This is a genomic window from Avibacterium paragallinarum, from assembly GCF_011765605.1.
Classification (GTDB): domain Bacteria; phylum Pseudomonadota; class Gammaproteobacteria; order Enterobacterales; family Pasteurellaceae; genus Avibacterium; species Avibacterium paragallinarum.
In genome coordinates, this window is record NZ_CP050316.1 from 2049947 (window position 1) to 2067881 (window position 17935).

At 40.7% G+C, this 17935-nt stretch carries 21 protein-coding genes; 11 read left to right on the top strand and 10 right to left on the bottom strand.

The window, feature by feature from the left end:
• Nucleotides 1-75: 75 nt before the first annotated feature.
• Nucleotides 76-780 carry an FKBP-type peptidyl-prolyl cis-trans isomerase gene (locus HBL79_RS09895; RefSeq protein WP_035686371.1) on the bottom strand — a complete coding sequence of 235 codons (705 nt, stop codon included), beginning with the start codon at nt 778-780 and terminating at the stop codon, nt 76-78.
• 86 nt (nt 781-866) lie between these two features.
• On the opposite strand from HBL79_RS09895, the gene HBL79_RS09900 reads away from it, so the two are divergent.
• Nucleotides 867-1082, top strand: a complete 216-nt coding sequence (locus tag HBL79_RS09900) for a SlyX family protein (RefSeq protein WP_017806664.1) — start codon at nt 867-869, stop codon at nt 1080-1082.
• 75 nt (nt 1083-1157) lie between these two features.
• On the opposite strand, the gene HBL79_RS09905 is transcribed toward HBL79_RS09900, so the two are convergent.
• The gene (locus tag HBL79_RS09905; protein WP_017806663.1) at nt 1158-1889 is read right to left on the bottom strand and encodes a glutathione peroxidase; all 732 of its coding nucleotides are present in this window, start codon (nt 1887-1889) and stop codon (nt 1158-1160) included.
• 131 nt (nt 1890-2020) lie between these two features.
• Between HBL79_RS09905 and oxyR the strand changes: the two genes are divergently transcribed.
• From oxyR to HBL79_RS09920, 3 genes are read left to right on the top strand one after another with little or no spacing between them, the layout of a single operon-like run.
• On the top strand, nt 2021-2923 hold the full coding sequence (gene oxyR, locus HBL79_RS09910) for a DNA-binding transcriptional regulator OxyR (protein ID WP_017806662.1): 903 nt from the start codon (nt 2021-2023) through the stop codon (nt 2921-2923).
• 16 nt (nt 2924-2939) lie between these two features.
• On the top strand, nt 2940-3554 hold the full coding sequence (fabR, locus tag HBL79_RS09915; protein ID WP_035686373.1) for an HTH-type transcriptional repressor FabR: 615 nt from the start codon (nt 2940-2942) through the stop codon (nt 3552-3554).
• A gap of 38 nt (nt 3555-3592) precedes the next feature.
• Nucleotides 3593-4576, top strand: a complete 984-nt coding sequence (locus HBL79_RS09920) for an alpha/beta fold hydrolase (RefSeq protein ID WP_035686376.1) — start codon at nt 3593-3595, stop codon at nt 4574-4576.
• On the opposite strand, the gene crcB is transcribed toward HBL79_RS09920, so the two are convergent.
• Together crcB and HBL79_RS09930 are read right to left on the bottom strand one after the other, a co-directional pair.
• On the bottom strand, nt 4536-4919 hold the full coding sequence (gene crcB / locus HBL79_RS09925) for a fluoride efflux transporter CrcB (protein ID WP_035686381.1): 384 nt from the start codon (nt 4917-4919) through the stop codon (nt 4536-4538). The genes HBL79_RS09920 and crcB overlap by 41 nt on opposite strands.
• A gap of 18 nt (nt 4920-4937) precedes the next feature.
• Nucleotides 4938-5756 carry a Cof-type HAD-IIB family hydrolase gene (locus HBL79_RS09930; RefSeq protein WP_035686384.1) on the bottom strand — a complete coding sequence of 273 codons (819 nt, stop codon included), beginning with the start codon at nt 5754-5756 and terminating at the stop codon, nt 4938-4940.
• 505 nt (nt 5757-6261) lie between these two features.
• Between HBL79_RS09930 and ilvG the strand changes: the two genes are divergently transcribed.
• The 5 genes from ilvG to ilvA all read left to right on the top strand — a co-directional run bounded on the left by ilvG (nt 6262) and on the right by ilvA (nt 12389).
• The gene (gene ilvG / locus HBL79_RS09935) at nt 6262-7908 is read left to right on the top strand and encodes an acetolactate synthase 2 catalytic subunit (protein WP_017806656.1); all 1647 of its coding nucleotides are present in this window, start codon (nt 6262-6264) and stop codon (nt 7906-7908) included.
• 22 nt (nt 7909-7930) lie between these two features.
• Nucleotides 7931-8149, top strand: coding sequence for an acetolactate synthase 2 small subunit (gene ilvM, locus HBL79_RS09940; RefSeq protein WP_017806655.1), 219 nt, complete (start codon nt 7931-7933; stop codon nt 8147-8149).
• 67 nt (nt 8150-8216) lie between these two features.
• Complete coding sequence (gene ilvD / locus HBL79_RS09945) at nt 8217-10058, top strand: dihydroxy-acid dehydratase (protein ID WP_035686387.1); 1842 nt, start codon at nt 8217-8219, stop codon at nt 10056-10058.
• 95 nt (nt 10059-10153) lie between these two features.
• A complete protein-coding gene (locus HBL79_RS09950) occupies nt 10154-10831 on the top strand; it encodes a DUF1345 domain-containing protein (protein WP_017806653.1) in 678 nt (225 codons plus the stop codon).
• 10 nt (nt 10832-10841) lie between these two features.
• Nucleotides 10842-12389: a threonine ammonia-lyase, biosynthetic gene (gene ilvA, locus HBL79_RS09955; RefSeq protein ID WP_017806652.1), complete on the top strand. Its 1548-nt coding sequence runs from the start codon at nt 10842-10844 to the stop codon at nt 12387-12389.
• A gap of 120 nt (nt 12390-12509) precedes the next feature.
• Here the strand turns inward: ilvA and HBL79_RS09960 are convergent, their stop codons facing one another.
• Nucleotides 12510-13115 (bottom strand): outer membrane protein, encoded by a 606-nt coding sequence (locus tag HBL79_RS09960; protein WP_081603144.1) that lies wholly within the window; start codon nt 13113-13115, stop codon nt 12510-12512.
• 15 nt (nt 13116-13130) lie between these two features.
• Complete coding sequence (locus HBL79_RS09965) at nt 13131-13610, bottom strand: hypothetical protein (RefSeq protein WP_017806650.1); 480 nt, start codon at nt 13608-13610, stop codon at nt 13131-13133.
• A gap of 88 nt (nt 13611-13698) precedes the next feature.
• Here HBL79_RS09965 and HBL79_RS09970 point away from each other — a divergent pair, with 88 nt between their 5' ends.
• Nucleotides 13699-13935 (top strand): hypothetical protein, encoded by a 237-nt coding sequence (locus HBL79_RS09970; RefSeq protein WP_021724662.1) that lies wholly within the window; start codon nt 13699-13701, stop codon nt 13933-13935.
• Between the two features lie 91 nt (nt 13936-14026).
• On the opposite strand, the gene asnA is transcribed toward HBL79_RS09970, so the two are convergent.
• Nucleotides 14027-15019, bottom strand: coding sequence for an aspartate--ammonia ligase (asnA, locus tag HBL79_RS09975; protein WP_017806648.1), 993 nt, complete (start codon nt 15017-15019; stop codon nt 14027-14029).
• Between the two features lie 156 nt (nt 15020-15175).
• Between asnA and asnC the strand changes: the two genes are divergently transcribed.
• Nucleotides 15176-15634: a transcriptional regulator AsnC gene (gene asnC / locus HBL79_RS09980; protein ID WP_035686390.1), complete on the top strand. Its 459-nt coding sequence runs from the start codon at nt 15176-15178 to the stop codon at nt 15632-15634.
• Between the two features lie 112 nt (nt 15635-15746).
• On the opposite strand, the gene HBL79_RS09985 is transcribed toward asnC, so the two are convergent.
• The 3 genes from HBL79_RS09985 to HBL79_RS09995 are packed head-to-tail and all read right to left on the bottom strand — an operon-like array spanning nt 15747 to nt 17811.
• Nucleotides 15747-16316 carry an RICIN domain-containing protein gene (locus tag HBL79_RS09985; RefSeq protein WP_035686391.1) on the bottom strand — a complete coding sequence of 190 codons (570 nt, stop codon included), beginning with the start codon at nt 16314-16316 and terminating at the stop codon, nt 15747-15749.
• 10 nt (nt 16317-16326) lie between these two features.
• Nucleotides 16327-17154: a cytolethal distending toxin subunit B family protein gene (locus HBL79_RS09990; protein ID WP_021724663.1), complete on the bottom strand. Its 828-nt coding sequence runs from the start codon at nt 17152-17154 to the stop codon at nt 16327-16329.
• A gap of 12 nt (nt 17155-17166) precedes the next feature.
• Nucleotides 17167-17811, bottom strand: coding sequence for an RICIN domain-containing protein (locus HBL79_RS09995; RefSeq protein WP_021724664.1), 645 nt, complete (start codon nt 17809-17811; stop codon nt 17167-17169).
• Nucleotides 17812-17935 lie beyond the last annotated feature (124 nt).

A 17935-nucleotide genomic window follows, 5' to 3' on the forward strand; every position in this document is an offset into this window, starting at 1 on the left:
TGGGTTTATCTCAAAATGATGGAAAAATCCACCGCACTTTTCTTTCAATGGATACAAAGTGCGGTGGTTTTTTTCTTATTTTTTCTCAGGGGTTACGTCTAATACTTCCACATCAAAATAAAGGGTAGAGTTAGGCGGAATTGGACCCGCACCTTGCTCACCATAAGCTAAATTAGCGGGGATGAGCAATTCAATTTTGCCGCCTTTTTTGACTAATTGCAGCCCTTCTGTCCAGCCCTTAATCACTTGATTTAATTTAAATTCTGCTGGCTGACCGCGTTGCACTGAGCTGTCAAACACCGTGCCATCAGCCAGTTTTCCTGTGTAATGCACTTTCACCATATCTTCAGGTTTGATCGCTTCACCTGTCCCCGCTTTTTCGATGCGGTACATTAAGCCTGAAGCGGTTTTTTTCGCACCCTCTTTTTTCATAAAGTCCGCGGTGAATTTTTCGTTTTCAGCTTGTACTTTCGCTTGACGTGCTTCATACACTTTGTCGCCAATGGCTTTTAATTTTTCTTGGATTTGTTGATCCGTTAAATCCCCTTTGCCCTCTAAAGCATCGTTCACGCCTTGTAATACGCGGGCTTTGTCGTAATTGATCACATCTTTTTGATCGTTGATTAAGGTTTCAAGGAATTGTTTCCCAGTAGCATAACCCACAGCATAAGAGGCTTCATAATTGAATTTTTTGTCCGCTGCTTGATCAGCAAAAACGGTGCTAGAAACCACCGCACTTAATGCGAGCGTGATCAGTGAATATTTTTGAATTTTTAACATTTTTTGTAATCCTTTATAATGATCGAATGATTTCGATAGGTTAAATTGTATTGTGCAATTTAACAACCTTTATTTAAGGATTATTTATGCAAATTCAAGTTGAGCAAGCAAAACAAATTGCCGAATTAGAAACAAAAGTGGCATTTCAGGAACACGCCATTGAAGAATTAAACCAAGCCCTGATTGATCAACAATTCATCATTGAAAAAATGCAGTTGCGTCATCTCGCTGCCAAATTGAAAGATTTACAGCCCTCGAATATCGCAAGCCAAGCAGAAGAAACCCCGCCACCGCATTATTAAGGCAATAAAAAAGGCTAATCACAAGGATTAGCCAAAATTTATAAGAGGTTCTAATTTATGTTATAGTGCTAAATATTATTCTGCGAAGTATTTTTCTAAATCATCGCTACCACCGATGTACTCCCCACCGATGAATACTTGTGGCACACTGGTTTTACCAGTAATTGCACGCACAGAAATAGTGCTTGCATCACGACCTAACACGATTTCTTCAAAGGTGTAACCTTTCACTTTTAACAACCCTTTCGCTTTCGCACAGAATGGGCAGCCCGGTTTAGTGAAGATAGACACTGAAGGTTTTGCTTGCCAATCAGGTTTTAAGTATTTGATCATTGTATCTGCATCAGACACTTTGAACGGATCGCCTGGCTCATTTGGCTCGATGAACATTTTTTCCACCACGCCATTACGCACAAGCATTGAATAACGCCAAGAACGTTTACCAAAGCCAAGGTCATCTTTATCCACAAGCATACCCATACCTTCAGTAAATTCACCGTTACCATCAGGGATTACGGTGATGTTTTCTGCTTCTTGATCCGCTTTCCACGCGTTCATTACGAAAGTATCATTTACAGATAAACAGATAATATCGTCCACACCTAATGCTTTGAATTCACACGCTAATTCGTTATAACGTGGTAAGTGTGTTGATGAACAAGTTGGGGTAAATGCACCCGGTAATGAAAATAACACGACCGTTTTGTTATCAAATAAATCTGAAGTGGTTACATCAACCCATTGATCGCCTTGACGAATATGGAATGTCACTTGAGGAACTTTTTTTCCTTCCATTGTTGCTGTCATAATCTTTCTCCTATTATGATTAAAATAATGATTTCTTATTGACGGGGTGAATTATAGTGAAAATCGTGATATAGTTACAAACGATTAATACCTATCCTTTTAATTGATTCTTTCTATAATGAGAGGAAATAATGAATATCCGAGATTTAGAATATTTAGTCGCACTGGCTGAACACAAGCATTTCCGCCGTGCCGCCGATGCCTGCCACGTTAGCCAGCCTACCTTAAGTGGACAAATTCGCAAACTGGAAGACGAACTGGGCATTATTTTATTAGAACGCACCAGCCGTAAAGTGCTGTTTACCCAATCGGGCTTATTACTCGTGGATCAAGCGCGCACCGTATTGCGTGAAGTGAAATTACTTAAAGAAATGGCAAGCAATCAAGGTAAAGAAATGACAGGACCATTGCATATCGGAATGATCCCAACTTTAGGACCTTACTTGCTACCTTATATTATGCCACTCCTCAAACAAACCTTCCCTGATTTGGAATTATTTTTATATGAAGCACAAACACACCAACTATTGGAACAGCTCGAAAGTGGACGCTTAGATTGTGCTATTCTTGCCACCGTGCCAGAAACCGAAGCCTTTATTGAAGTGCCATTATTTAAAGAAAAAATGTTGCTTGCAATTTCACAAGAGCATCCTTGGGCAAAAGAGAACAGTATTCCAATGGACAAATTCAAAGGCTGCGAAATGCTAGTGCTTGATGATGGGCATTGCTTACGCGATCAAGCTCTTGGCTATTGCTTCACCGCAGGAGCAAAAGAAAATCCACATTTCCAAGCCACCAGCCTTGAAACCTTACGCAATATGGTTTCTGCCAATGCTGGAATCACTTTAATGCCTGAGCTTGCCGTATTAAACGAAGGGAGTAGAACAGGAGTAAAATATCTTCCTTGTGTTCCCGAACCTTCTCGCACTATTGCACTAATCTACCGACCAGGCTCACCATTAAAGCTTCGTTATGAAAGAGTTGCCAATACGATTAGTACACAAATAAAGCAAATCTTAGCCCTTGGAGAATAAATTAAGAAGGATAAAAATGGTTGGTATTCGAGCACTTCAAAAAGAAAAAACAAGACGGGCATTAATTGAAGCAGCGTTTAATCAGCTTAGTGCTGAAAAAAGTTTTTCTAATCTCAGCCTAAGAGAAGTAGCTAGAGAAGCGGGTATCGCCCCCACTTCTTTTTACCGTCACTTCCGAGATATGGATGAACTTGGCTTAGAAATGGTCGATGAAGCTGGGCTAATGCTACGTCAATTAATGCGACAAGCACGAAAACGCTTGGAAAATGGTGGCAGTGTTATTGCCATTTCCGTTAATACCTTCTTTGAATTTATTACCCATAATCCTAACTATTTCCGACTTCTACTGCGTGAAAGTTCAGGAACATCACAAGCATTTCGTACAGCTACTGCTCGTGAAATTAAACATTTTATTGATGAACTCACCGAGTATATTACCCAAAAAAATGGTGATCCCTATTATCTTGCCTATGTTCAAGCTGAAGGCTTTGTTACATTGGTATTTACGGCTGGAGCAAATGCATTAGATATGCATAAACAAGAACGCTGTGAGCTACAAGAACGTGTTATTTTACAACTTAGAATGTTGGCTAAAGGTGCTACACTCTACCCTGAGCATAAAGAAGAGTAAAATACGATATCGATTATCACTGTAAATGGATAAAATCAATGCAAAATTGCCATCCTCATAGAGAACCCCATTTTTGTCGCTTTGCGTTGCAACAGTTAATGCCCTTTGTGGATCAATTTCCCATCCAATATTTAACGGGTAAACAGGGTTGCCAAATTGCCTATCGGCATTTTGTGCATCAGCAAAGTGCGGTAAAAAAATTGCTAATTTTAGTCAATGGGCGTGCTGAGAATATTCTCAAATGGTCAGAATTAGCCTATGATTTTTATCAATGGGGTTATGATGTGCTGCTTTTCGATCACCGCGGGCAGGGTTATTCACAGCGTTTATTAGCGGATAAAGACAAAGGCTATATTGATGAATTTCGCTTTTATTGTGAAGATATGGACGCGGTCATCAAGCAAATCACTCACCATTATGCTTATTCGCAACAATATCTGCTCGCTCATTCTTTAGGCTCGCTGATTTCGGCGTATTATTTAGCGAACTATGATCATCATATTCAAAGAGCGGTGCTTTCTTCGCCCTTTTTTGGCTTGCCAACCAAGCATTTATTGCGTGATGAGCTGATCATTAGTTTGATGATGCTGTTTGGACAAGGACAGCGTTATGTATTCGGCAAAGCCCCTTATAAGCCCGCCAACTTACAGCACAATGAGCTAAGTTTTTGCAAAACGCGAATGAAATGGATGAACCGTATCAATCGCTATTTTCCTGAATTAAGCCTTGGAGGTCCAACATTTCGCTGGGTGCATTTGTGTTTAACGGCGATTAAGGGGCTGGAAAAAATCCTGCCACGCATTGAAATTCCCGTGTTGGTGTTGCAAGCGGGCAAAGAAAAAATCGTAGCAAATGACCGACTTGAAAAATTAGTTAGCTGCTTACCGCAAGGGCAACTTATCACGCTAGAAAATGCGAAACACGAAATTTTATTTGAACGAGATCCGCTTCGCACTCAAGCCTTAGAAATGATTAACGCCTTTATTTCCCAGCCCGCCACAACAGCACGCCCAACAAGGTAAAGAACAGGCTTCCGCCTAAATGCAGGGCAATCACAATAACAGCGGTTGCCCATTTTTCTGTTAAAAAATCATTCACCACTTCAGCAGAAAAGGAAGAAAAGGTGGTGAGGCTGCCTAAAAATCCAGTGATTAAAAATAATCGCCATTCGCTAGAAACTTGCGGATATTGCCAAAGTAAGGCGATCAAAATGCCGATTAAAAAACAGCCAAGATAATTGGCAATAAGCGTGCCAAAGGCAAGAAAAGAAAACAGCGGATTTAGCAATTCGCTCAAGCACCAACGGGTGCAAGCCCCGATTGCCGCACCGCTACTTATGATGAGTAAAGATTGCCAAATCGCCATTTTTACCTGCTTTCTGACTTAATACAGACCAAAGGTCGCACGCAAATAGCTTGCCACGGCTTCGTGGCGGTTTAAACCGATTTGCTCTAACTGCGGACAGGCTTGTTTTAAGCGAGGATCGGCGTTGCCCATAATGCAGCCTTTACCCACTTCGCTGAGCATTTCCACATCGTTCATTCCATCACCAAAAGCGATGCAGGCAGTTAAGCCATATTCACGCGGGGCGATTACCTGTACAAGTGCGGTGGCTTTTGACACATTTTTATTCATAATTTCTAAGCATTGCGGTGTGGAGTAGGTGAGGTAAATGGCATCGCCAAAGCGTTGTTTTAAATGCTGTTCGATAGGAGCGAGATCAGCAGCGGTGCGTCCAATAAAAAACACTTTCTCCGTGCCACGCCCGTGGTGGTGCTGAAAATCCACCACCTGATAGCTAAAGCCAGAATCTTGATGATATTTCGCCAACTCGGGCAAATCTAAACTAATAAACCAGCCTTCATCTTGATAGCTATTGACGAAAACATTTTTTTCATCGTACGGGGTTTGCATTATCTCAAGGGCAATGTCCTCAGGCAGGCTGTTGCTTAATAATAACTCACCTTGCAGGTTATGCACCCTTGCACCGTTTGAGGTAATCATCACCGCGTTATCAAGCTTCACTTTACCGAGAATGTGAGCGACATCTTGATGACTTCGCCCAGTGGCAAGGATAATATCAATCTTTTTTTGTGCCAGTTTTTCAAGGGTTTCAATGGTGAAATCACCGATAACGTGATTTCCGTTGAGTAACGTGCCGTCTAAATCAGAAACAACGGCACGGAATGGTTGATTTTGCATTGTTAAACTCCCTAAATAGAATGGCGTTATCATAACAAATTTATGGGGAAACTGCTTTTATTTTCATCGAATGAAATTATTCAGCTAATTGTAAGAGCAATCCTATGTGCCAGCCCGCTAGCAGGAGCTTGACGATTTTTATTCTAGCAATTTGCACAAGTTTAAAAGTGCGGTAGGATTTTTTGATATTTTTTGCACCGCACTTTTCTTTTCCCATGTTTTAAAGAAAACGATTGCGAAATTGAAAAAATCCCTTGATTTCTATGCTAAATATGGTATCAATAACACCCAGTAATTTAATTTATGTAAATTCAACACAAACAATGACAAAAATTCACTCTCTTATTGGCATTATTATTAACCTCGTGGTGGTTCTCATCGCGGGGTTTTGGCTTGCTAATAACTAGAGTAAATTTATAACTTAACTTGTCAGATTAGAAAGCCCCTCGCAGAGACCCTCGAGAGGCTTTTTTTATAAGTGATTAATCAATGAAGTAGGTGAAAGATGAATGGTGCAAGATTAGTAACAGAATGTTTGAAAGCCCATAATGTTGATGTGGTGTTTGGCTACCCAGGTGGGGCGATAATGCCTGTTTATGATGCCATTTATGATTCAGGGCTTGAACATATTTTATGTCGTAACGAACAAGGAGCTGCGATGGCTGCGATTGGCTATGCCAGAGCAAGCGGGAAAACGGGGGTGTGCATTGCTACCTCAGGCCCAGGTGCAACTAATTTAATCACAGGATTAGGTGATGCGTTAATGGATTCCATTCCTGTGGTGGCAATAACGGGACAGGTGGCAACGTCATTAATTGGGACGGACGCATTCCAAGAGGCTGACGTGTTGGGATTATCGCTAGCTTGTACCAAGCATAGTTTTATCGTTCAAAGCATTGACGAACTTCCTGAAATTATCGCCAAAGCCTTTCAAATCGCACAAAGTGGTCGCCCTGGCCCCGTGTTAATTGATATTCCTAAAGACGTTCAATTTGCTGAAACGGATCTCAAACCCTTCACCATTCCTGTTGAAAAACCGACCGCACTTGATCATTCGCAAGTCGAACAAGCCCTTGAGTTATTGAAAAATGCAAAACGCCCGATTGTCTATGTGGGCGGCGGCGTGGGAATGGCGAACGCGGTGCCTGCCTTGCGTGAATTTTTGGCTGTGAGCGAAATCCCAAGCATTTCAACGCTAAAAGGCTTGGGGGCGATTTTGCCTGATACGCCTTATTATATGGGAATGGTTGGAATGCACGGCACCAAAGCCGCCAATTTAGCGACACAAGAATCGGATTTATTATTGGTGTTCGGGGCAAGATTTGATGATCGGGTAACAGGGAAATTAGACACCTTTGCCCCAAATGCCAAAGTGATTCATTGTGATATTGACGTGGCAGAATTAGGCAAACTACGCCGTCCTGACGTGGCATTGCGTGGTGATCTCAGCGAAATTTTCCACGCCCTCACGGTGAAGTTGGATCTTGCGGATTGGCATAAGGAAATTAATCAATTAAAACAACAATTTGATTTCCGTTATGCAGAAAATCACGGCAACCAACCAATTAATCCTTGGTGGTTAATCCACAGCGTTTCACAGCAAAAAGATAAAAACGCCATTGTTACCACGGACGTGGGGCAACATCAAATGTGGTCGGCTCAGCATATGCAACATTATGCCCCTGAAAATTTCATCACCTCCGCAGGCTTCGGCACAATGGGCTTTGGCTTGCCTGCAGCGATTGGGGCGAAAAAAGCCCGTCCACAAGATGAAGTGATTTTGGTAACGGGCGATGGTTCATTAATGATGAATGTGCAAGAACTCGGTACGATTAAGCGGGCAAAAACACCAATCAAAATAATTTTGCTGGATAACCAACGCTTAGGAATGGTGCGTCAGTGGCAAACCCTGTTCTTCCAAGCACGCCATAGTAATACGATTTTAGATGATAACCCTGATTTCGTTACCCTCGCCTTAGCCTTTGGCATTCAAGGGGAACGCATTGAACGGGGCGAGGAAGTGCAAGCGGCGTTAGACCGTTTGTTCGCGAGCGAAGGGGCGTATTTATTACATATTTGTATCCCTGCAGAAGAAAACGTATGGCCACTTGTGCCACCCAATGCGTGCAATGTGGATATGTTAGAACAATAATGGAATAAAAAGTGGGGAAATTATGCAACAATATCAATTAGTTATTACAGCGAATCGCCGCCCAGAAACCTTAGAGCGTTTATTGCGTGTGGTGCGTCATCGTGGCTTTGAAGTGATTTCATTACACAGCGAAACGCAAGAAAAAACGCTCCATTTACAGCTCAAGGTGCAAAGTGAAAGAGAGGTTGAATTGCTTATTAATCAATTAGTTAAATTGCCCGACGTGCTAGATTTACACTAAGTTTATTATTGGGCGGAATGTTCGCCCGCAAACACAAATTATAATATTAATAAAGTTTGGAGAGATTATGCCTAAATTACGTTCCGCGACCAGCACACAAGGTCGCAATATGGCTGGAGCAAGAGCCTTGTGGCGCGCCACAGGAATGAAAGAAAATGATTTTGGTAAGCCGATTATCGCCGTAGTCAATTCTTTCACCCAGTTTGTCCCTGGTCACGTTCACCTTAAAGACATCGGGCAGCTGGTGGCTCAGCAAATTGAGCAAGCAGGCGGGGTGGCGAAAGAGTTTAACACCATTGCGGTTGATGATGGGATCGCAATGGGACACGGCGGAATGCTGTATTCCTTGCCTTCCCGTGATTTAATCGCCGATAGCGTAGAATATATGGTGAATGCTCACTGTGCAGACGCAATGGTGTGTATTTCTAACTGCGATAAAATCACCCCAGGAATGTTAATGGCAGCATTGCGCTTGAATATTCCAACGATTTTCGTTTCTGGCGGTCCGATGGAAGCGGGAAAAACCAAACTTTCCGATCAGCTCATCAAATTGGATTTAGTGGACGCTATGGTGCAAAGTGCGGATAAAAATGTATCAGATTCTGATGTGGAAACCATTGAGCGTTCTGCCTGTCCAACTTGTGGTTCTTGTTCAGGAATGTTCACCGCAAATTCAATGAACTGTTTAACCGAAGCTTTAGGCTTAAGCCTACCTGGCAATGGATCTTGCCTTGCGACCCACGCTGATCGTAAACAGCTTTTCTTAGACGCAGGCAAACAAATTGTCGAACTGTGCAATAAATATTATCAGCAAGATGATGAATCCGTATTGCCACGTTCCATTGCCACTAAGCCTGCGTTTGAAAATGCAATGAGCTTAGATATTGCAATGGGCGGTTCAACCAACACCGTGTTACACCTACTCGCCGCAGCTCAAGAAGCGGAAGTGGATTTCACAATGGCAGATATTGATCGCCTTTCCCGCCGTGTGCCTTGCTTAAGCAAAGTCGCCCCGAATACGGCTAAATATCATATGGAAGATGTGCATCGTGCAGGCGGTATTATGGCGATCCTTGGCGAGTTAGATCGTGCAGGATTGCTTGATAACCAAACTCGCACCGTATTAGGTTTAAGCCTAGCTGAGCAAATTGCCAAATACGACATTATGCTCACGCAAGATGAACAAATTCGCCAATTCTATCGTGCAGGGCCTGCGGGTATTCGCACCACTCAAGCCTTTTCGCAAGATTGCCGTTGGGACAGCCTTGATGACGATCGCGAGAATGGCTGTATTCGCAGTAAAGCCTTTGCTTATAGCCAAGATGGCGGCTTAGCAATGCTTTCTGGTAATATCGCCTTAGACGGCTGTATCGTTAAAACCGCAGGGGTGGACGAATCCATTTTGAAATTCACCGGCAAAGCCATTGTCTTTGAAAGCCAAGAAGATGCGGTAAGCGGCATTCTCGGCGGCAAAATGCAAGCGGGACACGTGGTGGTTATCCGCTACGAAGGGCCAAAAGGTGGACCGGGTATGCAAGAAATGCTGTATCCAACCAGCTATTTGAAATCAATGGGCTTAGGCAAAGCCTGTGCCTTATTAACGGACGGGCGTTTTTCGGGCGGCACATCGGGGCTTTCCATTGGGCATTGCTCGCCAGAAGCCGCAGCAGGCGGGACAATCGGCTTGGTGAAAGACGGCGATACCATTGAGATCGATATTCCAAACCGTTCAATCCAATTATTGGTTAGCGAGGAAGAATTGAGCGTACGCCGAGCAGAGCAAAATGCCAAAGGCTGGAAGCCTGTAAATCGTCAGCGTGAAGTGTCTTTCGCACTCAAAATGTACGGCTATTTCGCTACTTCAGCAGATAAAGGCGCGGTGCGAGATCGTTCCAAATTAAGCGACTAAATCAAAATGGCCGCCTTGTGTAAATCAAAGTGCGGTCGTTTTTTCGCGAATTTTTTATAATTTCTGCCTAAATTTAGGCATACAAGGAAAGCAAAATGCAAAAAATGCTAAAACAGCATATTAAATTTTTCACCAGTTTGATCTTGGTGGTTCTCTCTTTTATGGCGTTTCGCCTACTTTCGCAAGGCGATATTAGTACCGATCTCATTTATTCTTGGGATATGGGAATGAGCCTGTATTTATTTTGGACATTTTGGACAATTCGCCAACAACATCGCCACCGTGAACAAATGACCGCGATACTTCAAGAACGTCAAACTGGCACAAAAGCAATGTTTTTAATTGTAAGCGTGATCATTATCGCATGTATCGTGGCATTGGTTCGCTTAGTGAGCATTGCACAAAATCTCCCGCCAATGGAAAAGGCGTGGCATATCACCTTAGCGATTATTTCCATTTTTCTTTCTTGGTTGGTGATCCATATTTTGTTTGCGATTCGCTACGCCCATTTATTCTATCACGCGAAAGTCAGCGGTGAGCCAATGCCACTGCAAATTCCACAAAGCAACGGGCAAAATGGCTATCAAACCGAGCCAAATTACTATGATTTTATCTACACCGCCTTGATTATCGGCACATCAGCACAAACGGCCGATGTGATGTTTTCCTCCCGAGCGGGGCGAGTGTTAGGCGGGATTCATAGCATTGTCGCCTTTATTTTCAACGTAACCGTGCTTTCCTTATTAATTAACATTATTTCTGGTTTTATTTAAGGATAATAAAATGACAACCCTTGCATTTAACAATCCAACTCCGAGCGGAGATGATTATTTAAAAACCATTTTGAAACTGGGTTCTGTGGTATATCAAGCGGCACAAAGCACGCCGTTACAGCCAATGGAAAAACTTTCCGCCCGCTTGGAAAATCAAATTTTGATTAAGCGTGAAGATCGCCAGCCTGTGCATAGCTTTAAATTACGTGGCGCTTATGCAATGATCGCCGCCTTAAATGATGAACAACGCCAAGCTGGCGTGATTGCAGCCTCTGCGGGCAACCACGCGCAGGGCGTGGCACTATCCGCCAAATTATTGGGCTTGAAAGCATTAATCGTGATGCCACAAAATACGCCAAGCATTAAAGTAGAGGCGGTGCGTCATTTTGGTGGCGAAGTGCTGCTTTACGGTGCAAACTTTGATGAAGCCAAAAGTAAGGCGATTGAACTTTCCAAAAGCAAAAATATGACCTTCATTCCCCCTTTCGATCACCCTTTAGTGATCGCAGGGCAAGGCACGTTGGCGTTGGAATTATTGCAACAATCTTCCAACATTGATCGCGTGTTTGTCCCCGTGGGCGGCGGTGGCTTAGCCGCTGGTGTTGCCGTGCTAATCAAACAATTAATGCCAGAAATTAAAGTGATCGGCGTGGAAAGCAAAGATTCAGCCTGCCTGTATCAAGCCTTAAAAGCAGGGCAACCAGTGGATCTCGAACGTGTCGGCTTATTTGCGGACGGCGTGGCAGTAAAACGCATTGGCGATGAAACTTTCCGTTTATGCCAGCAATATCTTGATGATGTGGTGCTGGTGGACGGCGATGAAATTTGTGCCGCAATGAAAGATATTTTTGAAAACGTACGCGCGATTGCAGAACCTTCAGGCGCGGTTTCGCTGGCAGGATTGAAAAAATACGTTAAAGAAAATCACATTCAAGGGGAAACCTTGGTGAATATTTTATCGGGCGCTAACCTAAATTTCCATACGCTACGTTATGTATCTGAGCGTTGCGAAATCGGTGAAAAACACGAGGCTATGCTTGCAGTAACCATTCCTGAAGAAAAAGGCAGCTTCTTGCGTTTCTGCCACTTGCTTGGCGATCGTGCCGTTACGGAATTTAACTACCGCTATGCGGATCAAGCGCAAGCCTGTATTTTTGTCGGAGTGAGAATTCGTGGTGAAGATGAAAAAAATGAAATCATCGCGCAGTTGCAACAGCACGGCTATTCCGTTATGGATCTCTCTGATGATGATGTGGCGAAAACTCATATTCGTTATATGATCGGCGGACGCTCATCAAGCAAGGCGAAAGAACGCTTATACAGCTTTGAGTTTCCAGAACAAAAAGGTGCGTTACTTAAATTCCTTGAAATGCTCGGCACACACTGGAACATCTCACTGTTCCACTACCGCGCCCACGGCACAGACTACGGCAATGTGCTTGCAGGCTTCCAACTTGATGAAAATGATGAAATCCGCTTCAACGGACACCTCGAAGAACTCGCCTACACCTATCAAGATGTAACAGATAGCCCAGCTTATCGATATTTTTTAGGGTAAAAAATAAGCCACCGAAAAGTGCGGTGGCTTTTTTGTGTGTTTTTTTGAAACCTAATCCGATTTCTACTGAGATTTCGCCATCTTCAATTTTCTGATTGCGGCTTTGGCTTTCTGCGTTAGTTAAAATAAATAGCTCACATTTAAACCAAGAGTATTGCTCTTAAACTCAATCTCATTTTTCGCTTTTAAGGTTACACGGCTATAATCTAAACCTGCGATAAGGTTATCTGCGAATTTAACTTTCACCCCTAAGCCATAGCTGAAACCGAATGCACCGCTGTTTTCAAAGGTTACCCTATCAAAATTGGAGTTGCTCTCATTCATATCAAAATTCCCTGCTTCAACCCCAACTTTAACATAAGGAAGAATGTTATCGATTTGATAGCCTTGCAAATAGTGAAGCCCTACACGGAAATTTTCTTTCGCGATTTCTTCTCCTGCATCGTCTTTTATTTTGTTATTTGGAATACTTAATTTTCCTTCAACCATTCCAATAAAATTGTTGCCATAATCAAAAGCATATCCACCGATCACGCTAATGCCCACGGAGCGAGAGCTTGAACCTGTATAATTCCCATTAGAAGAATAACCAATTTCTTCGGCTGGAATAGAAAAAGATTGTTTATTAAAACCGAGTTCACCACCTAGATACCCACCTTCAAAGTTTGTTGCCTGACTGAGAATCGGTGTCATCAAAAATATCGTTACGGATAATATTTTTCTCATAGCTAAAAGCCCCTCCTATAGATGAATTTGTTCTAATTTAGCTCGTTGTTCTGCTGTTAATGTGTTGATATCAATAATATTTAATGCTCTTTCTTTTTGGGTACTTAATGTGCCAGTAACTTCTGCCGGAAGTTTGTACATTGCTCCTGTGATAGGATCAACAATGAGTAATCCTACTAAGCCACCAAATAATAAATTACCAATATACCAGCCATCAACTTTTGGCGTAACATCAACGGTTGAAATAGATTTTCCTTTGCGGAAAGTAATTGTATATTGGGCTTTTTTGAAATAGCCATCGCCTGCTTTGAGTATTACCGTATGAGGTGTTGTTCCTCTAGAAATAATTTCTCCTTTTGCGTTTTTAATCGTAAATTCAGCACCTGAAGGCTCTGATTTAATGAGTACAGGATATTTGCTATCGCTAACAATTGTGGCACAACCTGTAAGTGCTAATGCACTAGAAAGAAATGCAACTTTAAGTAAAGTTTTCATAGATAAACCTCTGTAAATATGTAAAATAGAACGTGGAGAAACACGGCTGCATCTTGATAAATTAGAAAAAATTGCACAGATTTTTGATGTGGATATTATCGAATTATTACAACCAAATGAAAGAAGTGTCTATTTTATGATGAGTGAAAATGGCGATCATACATCAGCAACTTATTATGGTTCATCTGAACCAACATTATTTGAAAACGAAAAACTTAAATTATCCCTCAAATATAAAGATCAAATTATTGAACAAAAAGATAAAGAAATTCAGTCATTGCAAGAAATTATTCAATTATTAAAAGCACAATTAAAACAGGTATAAAAAGTGCGGTATATTTTTTCTTTAAAATTTAATACCGCACTTACTCTCTATTGTAATGATTAGATCTAGAAAAAATTAGTTTCCAAGGTGATTAAAGAATATTTTCAAAATTCTCCGTGACTTCTTTTGGCCACACGCTCGATTGCACTTCACCAATATGTTTCTTATGAAGAAGTAACATCGTAAGTCTAGACTGCCCTATTCCTCCACCAATCGAAAGTGGTAGATGTCCATTAACTAATTTTTGATGCCAATCAAATTGTAAACGTTCCTCATCATTTGTAAGAGAAAGCTGTTTACGCAATGCAGTTTCATCAACGCGTATCCCCATTGATGATACTTCAAAGGCTCGTTCTAGTATCGGGTTCCAAACGAGAATATCACCATTTAGTCCCTTATAGTCACCTTCTGAAGTTGTTGTCCAATCATCATAATCTGGTGCACGTAAATCGTGAGGTTTTCCATCAGAGAGTACTCCGCCAATACCTATTAAGAATACCGCACCATATTCTTTACAAATCGCATTTTCACGTTCTTTTGCATCTAAATCAGGGTAACGTTTTACTAAATCTTCACTATGCACAAAAGTAATTTCTTGTGGTAAAAAACGCTCTAGATTAAATTTTTCACTCACTGCAGCCTCTGTTTCCAAAATCGCTTGATAAATTGAGCGAACTGTTTCCTTGAGATAAGATAAATTACGGCGGCCTGCTGGGATAACTTTTTCCCAATCCCACTGGTCAACAAAAACAGAATGAGTTTGATCAAGGCTGTCTTCATCTGGACGTAATGCTTTCATATGCACAAATAAGCCTTCTCCCTCGGCAAAACCAAAACGAGCAAGGGTATGTCGTTTCCATTTTGCTAAAGAATGCACAACTTCAAACGTCACATCTGTGATCTGTTTCACATTTACTTGAACTGCTTTCTCTATACCTGAAAGATTATCTTGAATACCATCCCCTACTTGGCTTAGGATAGGACCTTGAACTTCAACAAGCCCTAAATGCTCGGAAAGTTTTTGTGTAAACGTATTTTTAGTAAAGCTGATTTCTTGTTGTTGTAGAATGAATGATTTTTTCATTGTATTTACCTTATTTATATGAGTTTGAAATTTTTATGTATTATTCAACAAAACAAGTATAGATTTCAATACTTATAAAAACAAATAAGATTTTAATTAGATTTAATTCAAATAAAATACATTGATTTTAAATAAAATTTAATTTGGGAGATTTTAATGCATCATCTTGATAATTTAGATAAACAGATTTTACGTGTATTAATTAACGATGCTCGAACACCTTATGCCGAAATGGCAAAAAATTTTGGAGTTAGTCCTGGTACTATTCACGTTCGAGTAGAAAAAATGCGTCAATCTGGAATTATTCAGGGTACTAAGATCCGTATTGATCAACGTAAACTTGGCTATGATGTATGCTGTTTCATCGGTATTATTTTAAAAAGTGCAAAAGACTACGAGAAAGTTATTGCTCAGCTAGAAAAATTTGAAGAAGTGGTAGAGGCTTATTACACAACTGGTAATTATTCAATCTTTATTAAAGTAATGACTCATACTATTGCGGAATTACACGCTGTGTTAGCAACAAAGATTCAGCTAATTGATGATATACAATCAACAGAAACATTAATTTCAATGCAAAATCCTATTCTACGTGATATTACACCATCTTCTTAATATTGATTGGGCAAAAATTTCTGTTACATATTCCAGTGTCTATTTTTTAGATCAATACAATACCAAAATGATCATTTTGGTATTGTATGTAATTTAATATCTATTCTGACCTTTACTCTTTCTCTATGACAGCAATGGGAAACGCGGGTGATAATTTTGCTGGCATAGAAGCTGGAGAAAAAAACCAGAGTAATTTGGGGGAAACGGTAACCTTTTCATTTTCCTGACAGGGAGCCAATCTATAATCATTATACTTTCTGCCCGCACTTAAACAGGTATTTGTTCTCATTGATTTTATTTCAACGCCTCCTAAAACTGTTGGAATAATAACCCAAAGAGACCCCGCATCTTTCGGATCACAACTCTCAGAGATTAACCTATTTTGGATAGTATAAAGGCAGCGTTCTAAACCTGGTACTCTAAACTGAGTAAGTCCAGCTTTTTTAAAGGTTGTTTCAGACGCTGGCACTTCACTAATAATCCATTGAAAATTACGTTGATCTTTATATTGCCCATTAATAAGAGGAACTCCCGTTTCTAAACTACGCAGTGAAATCAATGGATTTACTTGTACCATATCATCAATTAACTCAGCATCTATATCTGCTGAACTAAACTGACTAAAGAAAGTGAATATTGAAAATAAACCAATTTTGAAAACAGTTTGGATGAAATTAGTCATAAAATTATCCTTAACGTGGAACAAAAAAACCAACTGGACGATGGTCAGATAATAGCTGACTACGAATCTGACCAAATAAAATAGAAGCGATAATAGCCGTACCAATAAAACTTCCAGAATTTCCAACGATACCGTAGTCTAGCGTTCCTCCGCTTTGTTGCGTCGGTGTTGTTGGAGCAATGATATCAATATGTCTTGCCACACCAGGTTCTGAAGTTTCTAAAGAGCGTTGTAAATTAGAAGGCACGCGATTGAAATCACCGACAATCATCCAATTGGTATTACGCTGTTCTGGACGAGTATTAAAATAATCAAAAACAGCACGGACGATTGCAGTGGAATCTGCTCCTCGGCTTGCTAAAGCATGAATAGAAAAAAATGCATCATTGCCGATACGAATACCTATAATTGGTCTAGAAATAACTGTGGGAGGTGGAATAACAATGACTTCATCCGCACGGATTCTACTCACAATTGCAAGATTAACTCGATTGGCTCCCACATCAACACGAGAATAGTAAATAAATACATTGTCAGGACGCGACGATGTGCCTAAATTCCAAGTATATTCATGAATAGGAATGCCAACGCCTACAGGCTGAACCATCCTTTCAGTAATCATCGCACTACTTGGCAAAACCCCAGCTTCTTGAACAGCTAAAATATCAGCAGCTCCTTCGCCTGTAATGAGTTGACGAACACTCACATTCCATTTATTTTCATTCGCTGCAGAAGAACCTTGTAAATTCCATGTAGCAACTTTAAAGTCTTCTAAGTTTGCGTTTGCTTGTATAACATATAACAAAAAGCCTAAACATAACATTATTCTTTTTAGCATAATTATATTTCCCTAATTATTCGGTATTGGATAGGAGTCAAGAATTGGAGGGGCAATAAACCATTGCTGATCAACAGTAAATTGATCTCCCGTAGGGCATTTTACGAACGTAATTGGCATATATACTGTCGAACGTCTTTCAGGTATACGCAAACATTTTTGATTACCTGCATTTTTTAGAGCTACAGCACCATTGGTTAATGATAATAAATCAAACTGCTGACTCAATTTATTACGATTGCACGCAGAATGAATAATTCCATTTTTATATGCCGCCATACAAGTCTTAGTTCTTACATTACGGAATGACACTGAACCATTCGCATTTTTTAAAACATACCAATTACGCAATTGTCCAAAAGATTTTGAATCAAATGGTGAATATCCCCATAACCAGTTATTTGGTGCAAGAGCCCATACTGTAATTACACCTGAAGAGTGATTCATAATGCTTACCATAGGTATTCCCTTAGAAGACGATTTATGAGAAATCAGAGGAGTAACAACGGCATTTGCATCCTCACCCACTATTTCTCCTACCTTGCCTGGGGGAGTAGGAGTATCAGTAAGTAAATTTGGGTTTAAGGAATCTGAATTAGCTTGAGTACTATAAAAACAAGCTATGAGCAAAAATCCATAGATAATATAATGTCGCATAATAAATCTCTAATTATAATTAGGTACAGGTGGGAGATTATAAAACAATATACTCATAAGCACTATTTTTTTTTATCCGTGTTCTGAAAATATTATTTTTTATTACTCACTCATCATAAGATAA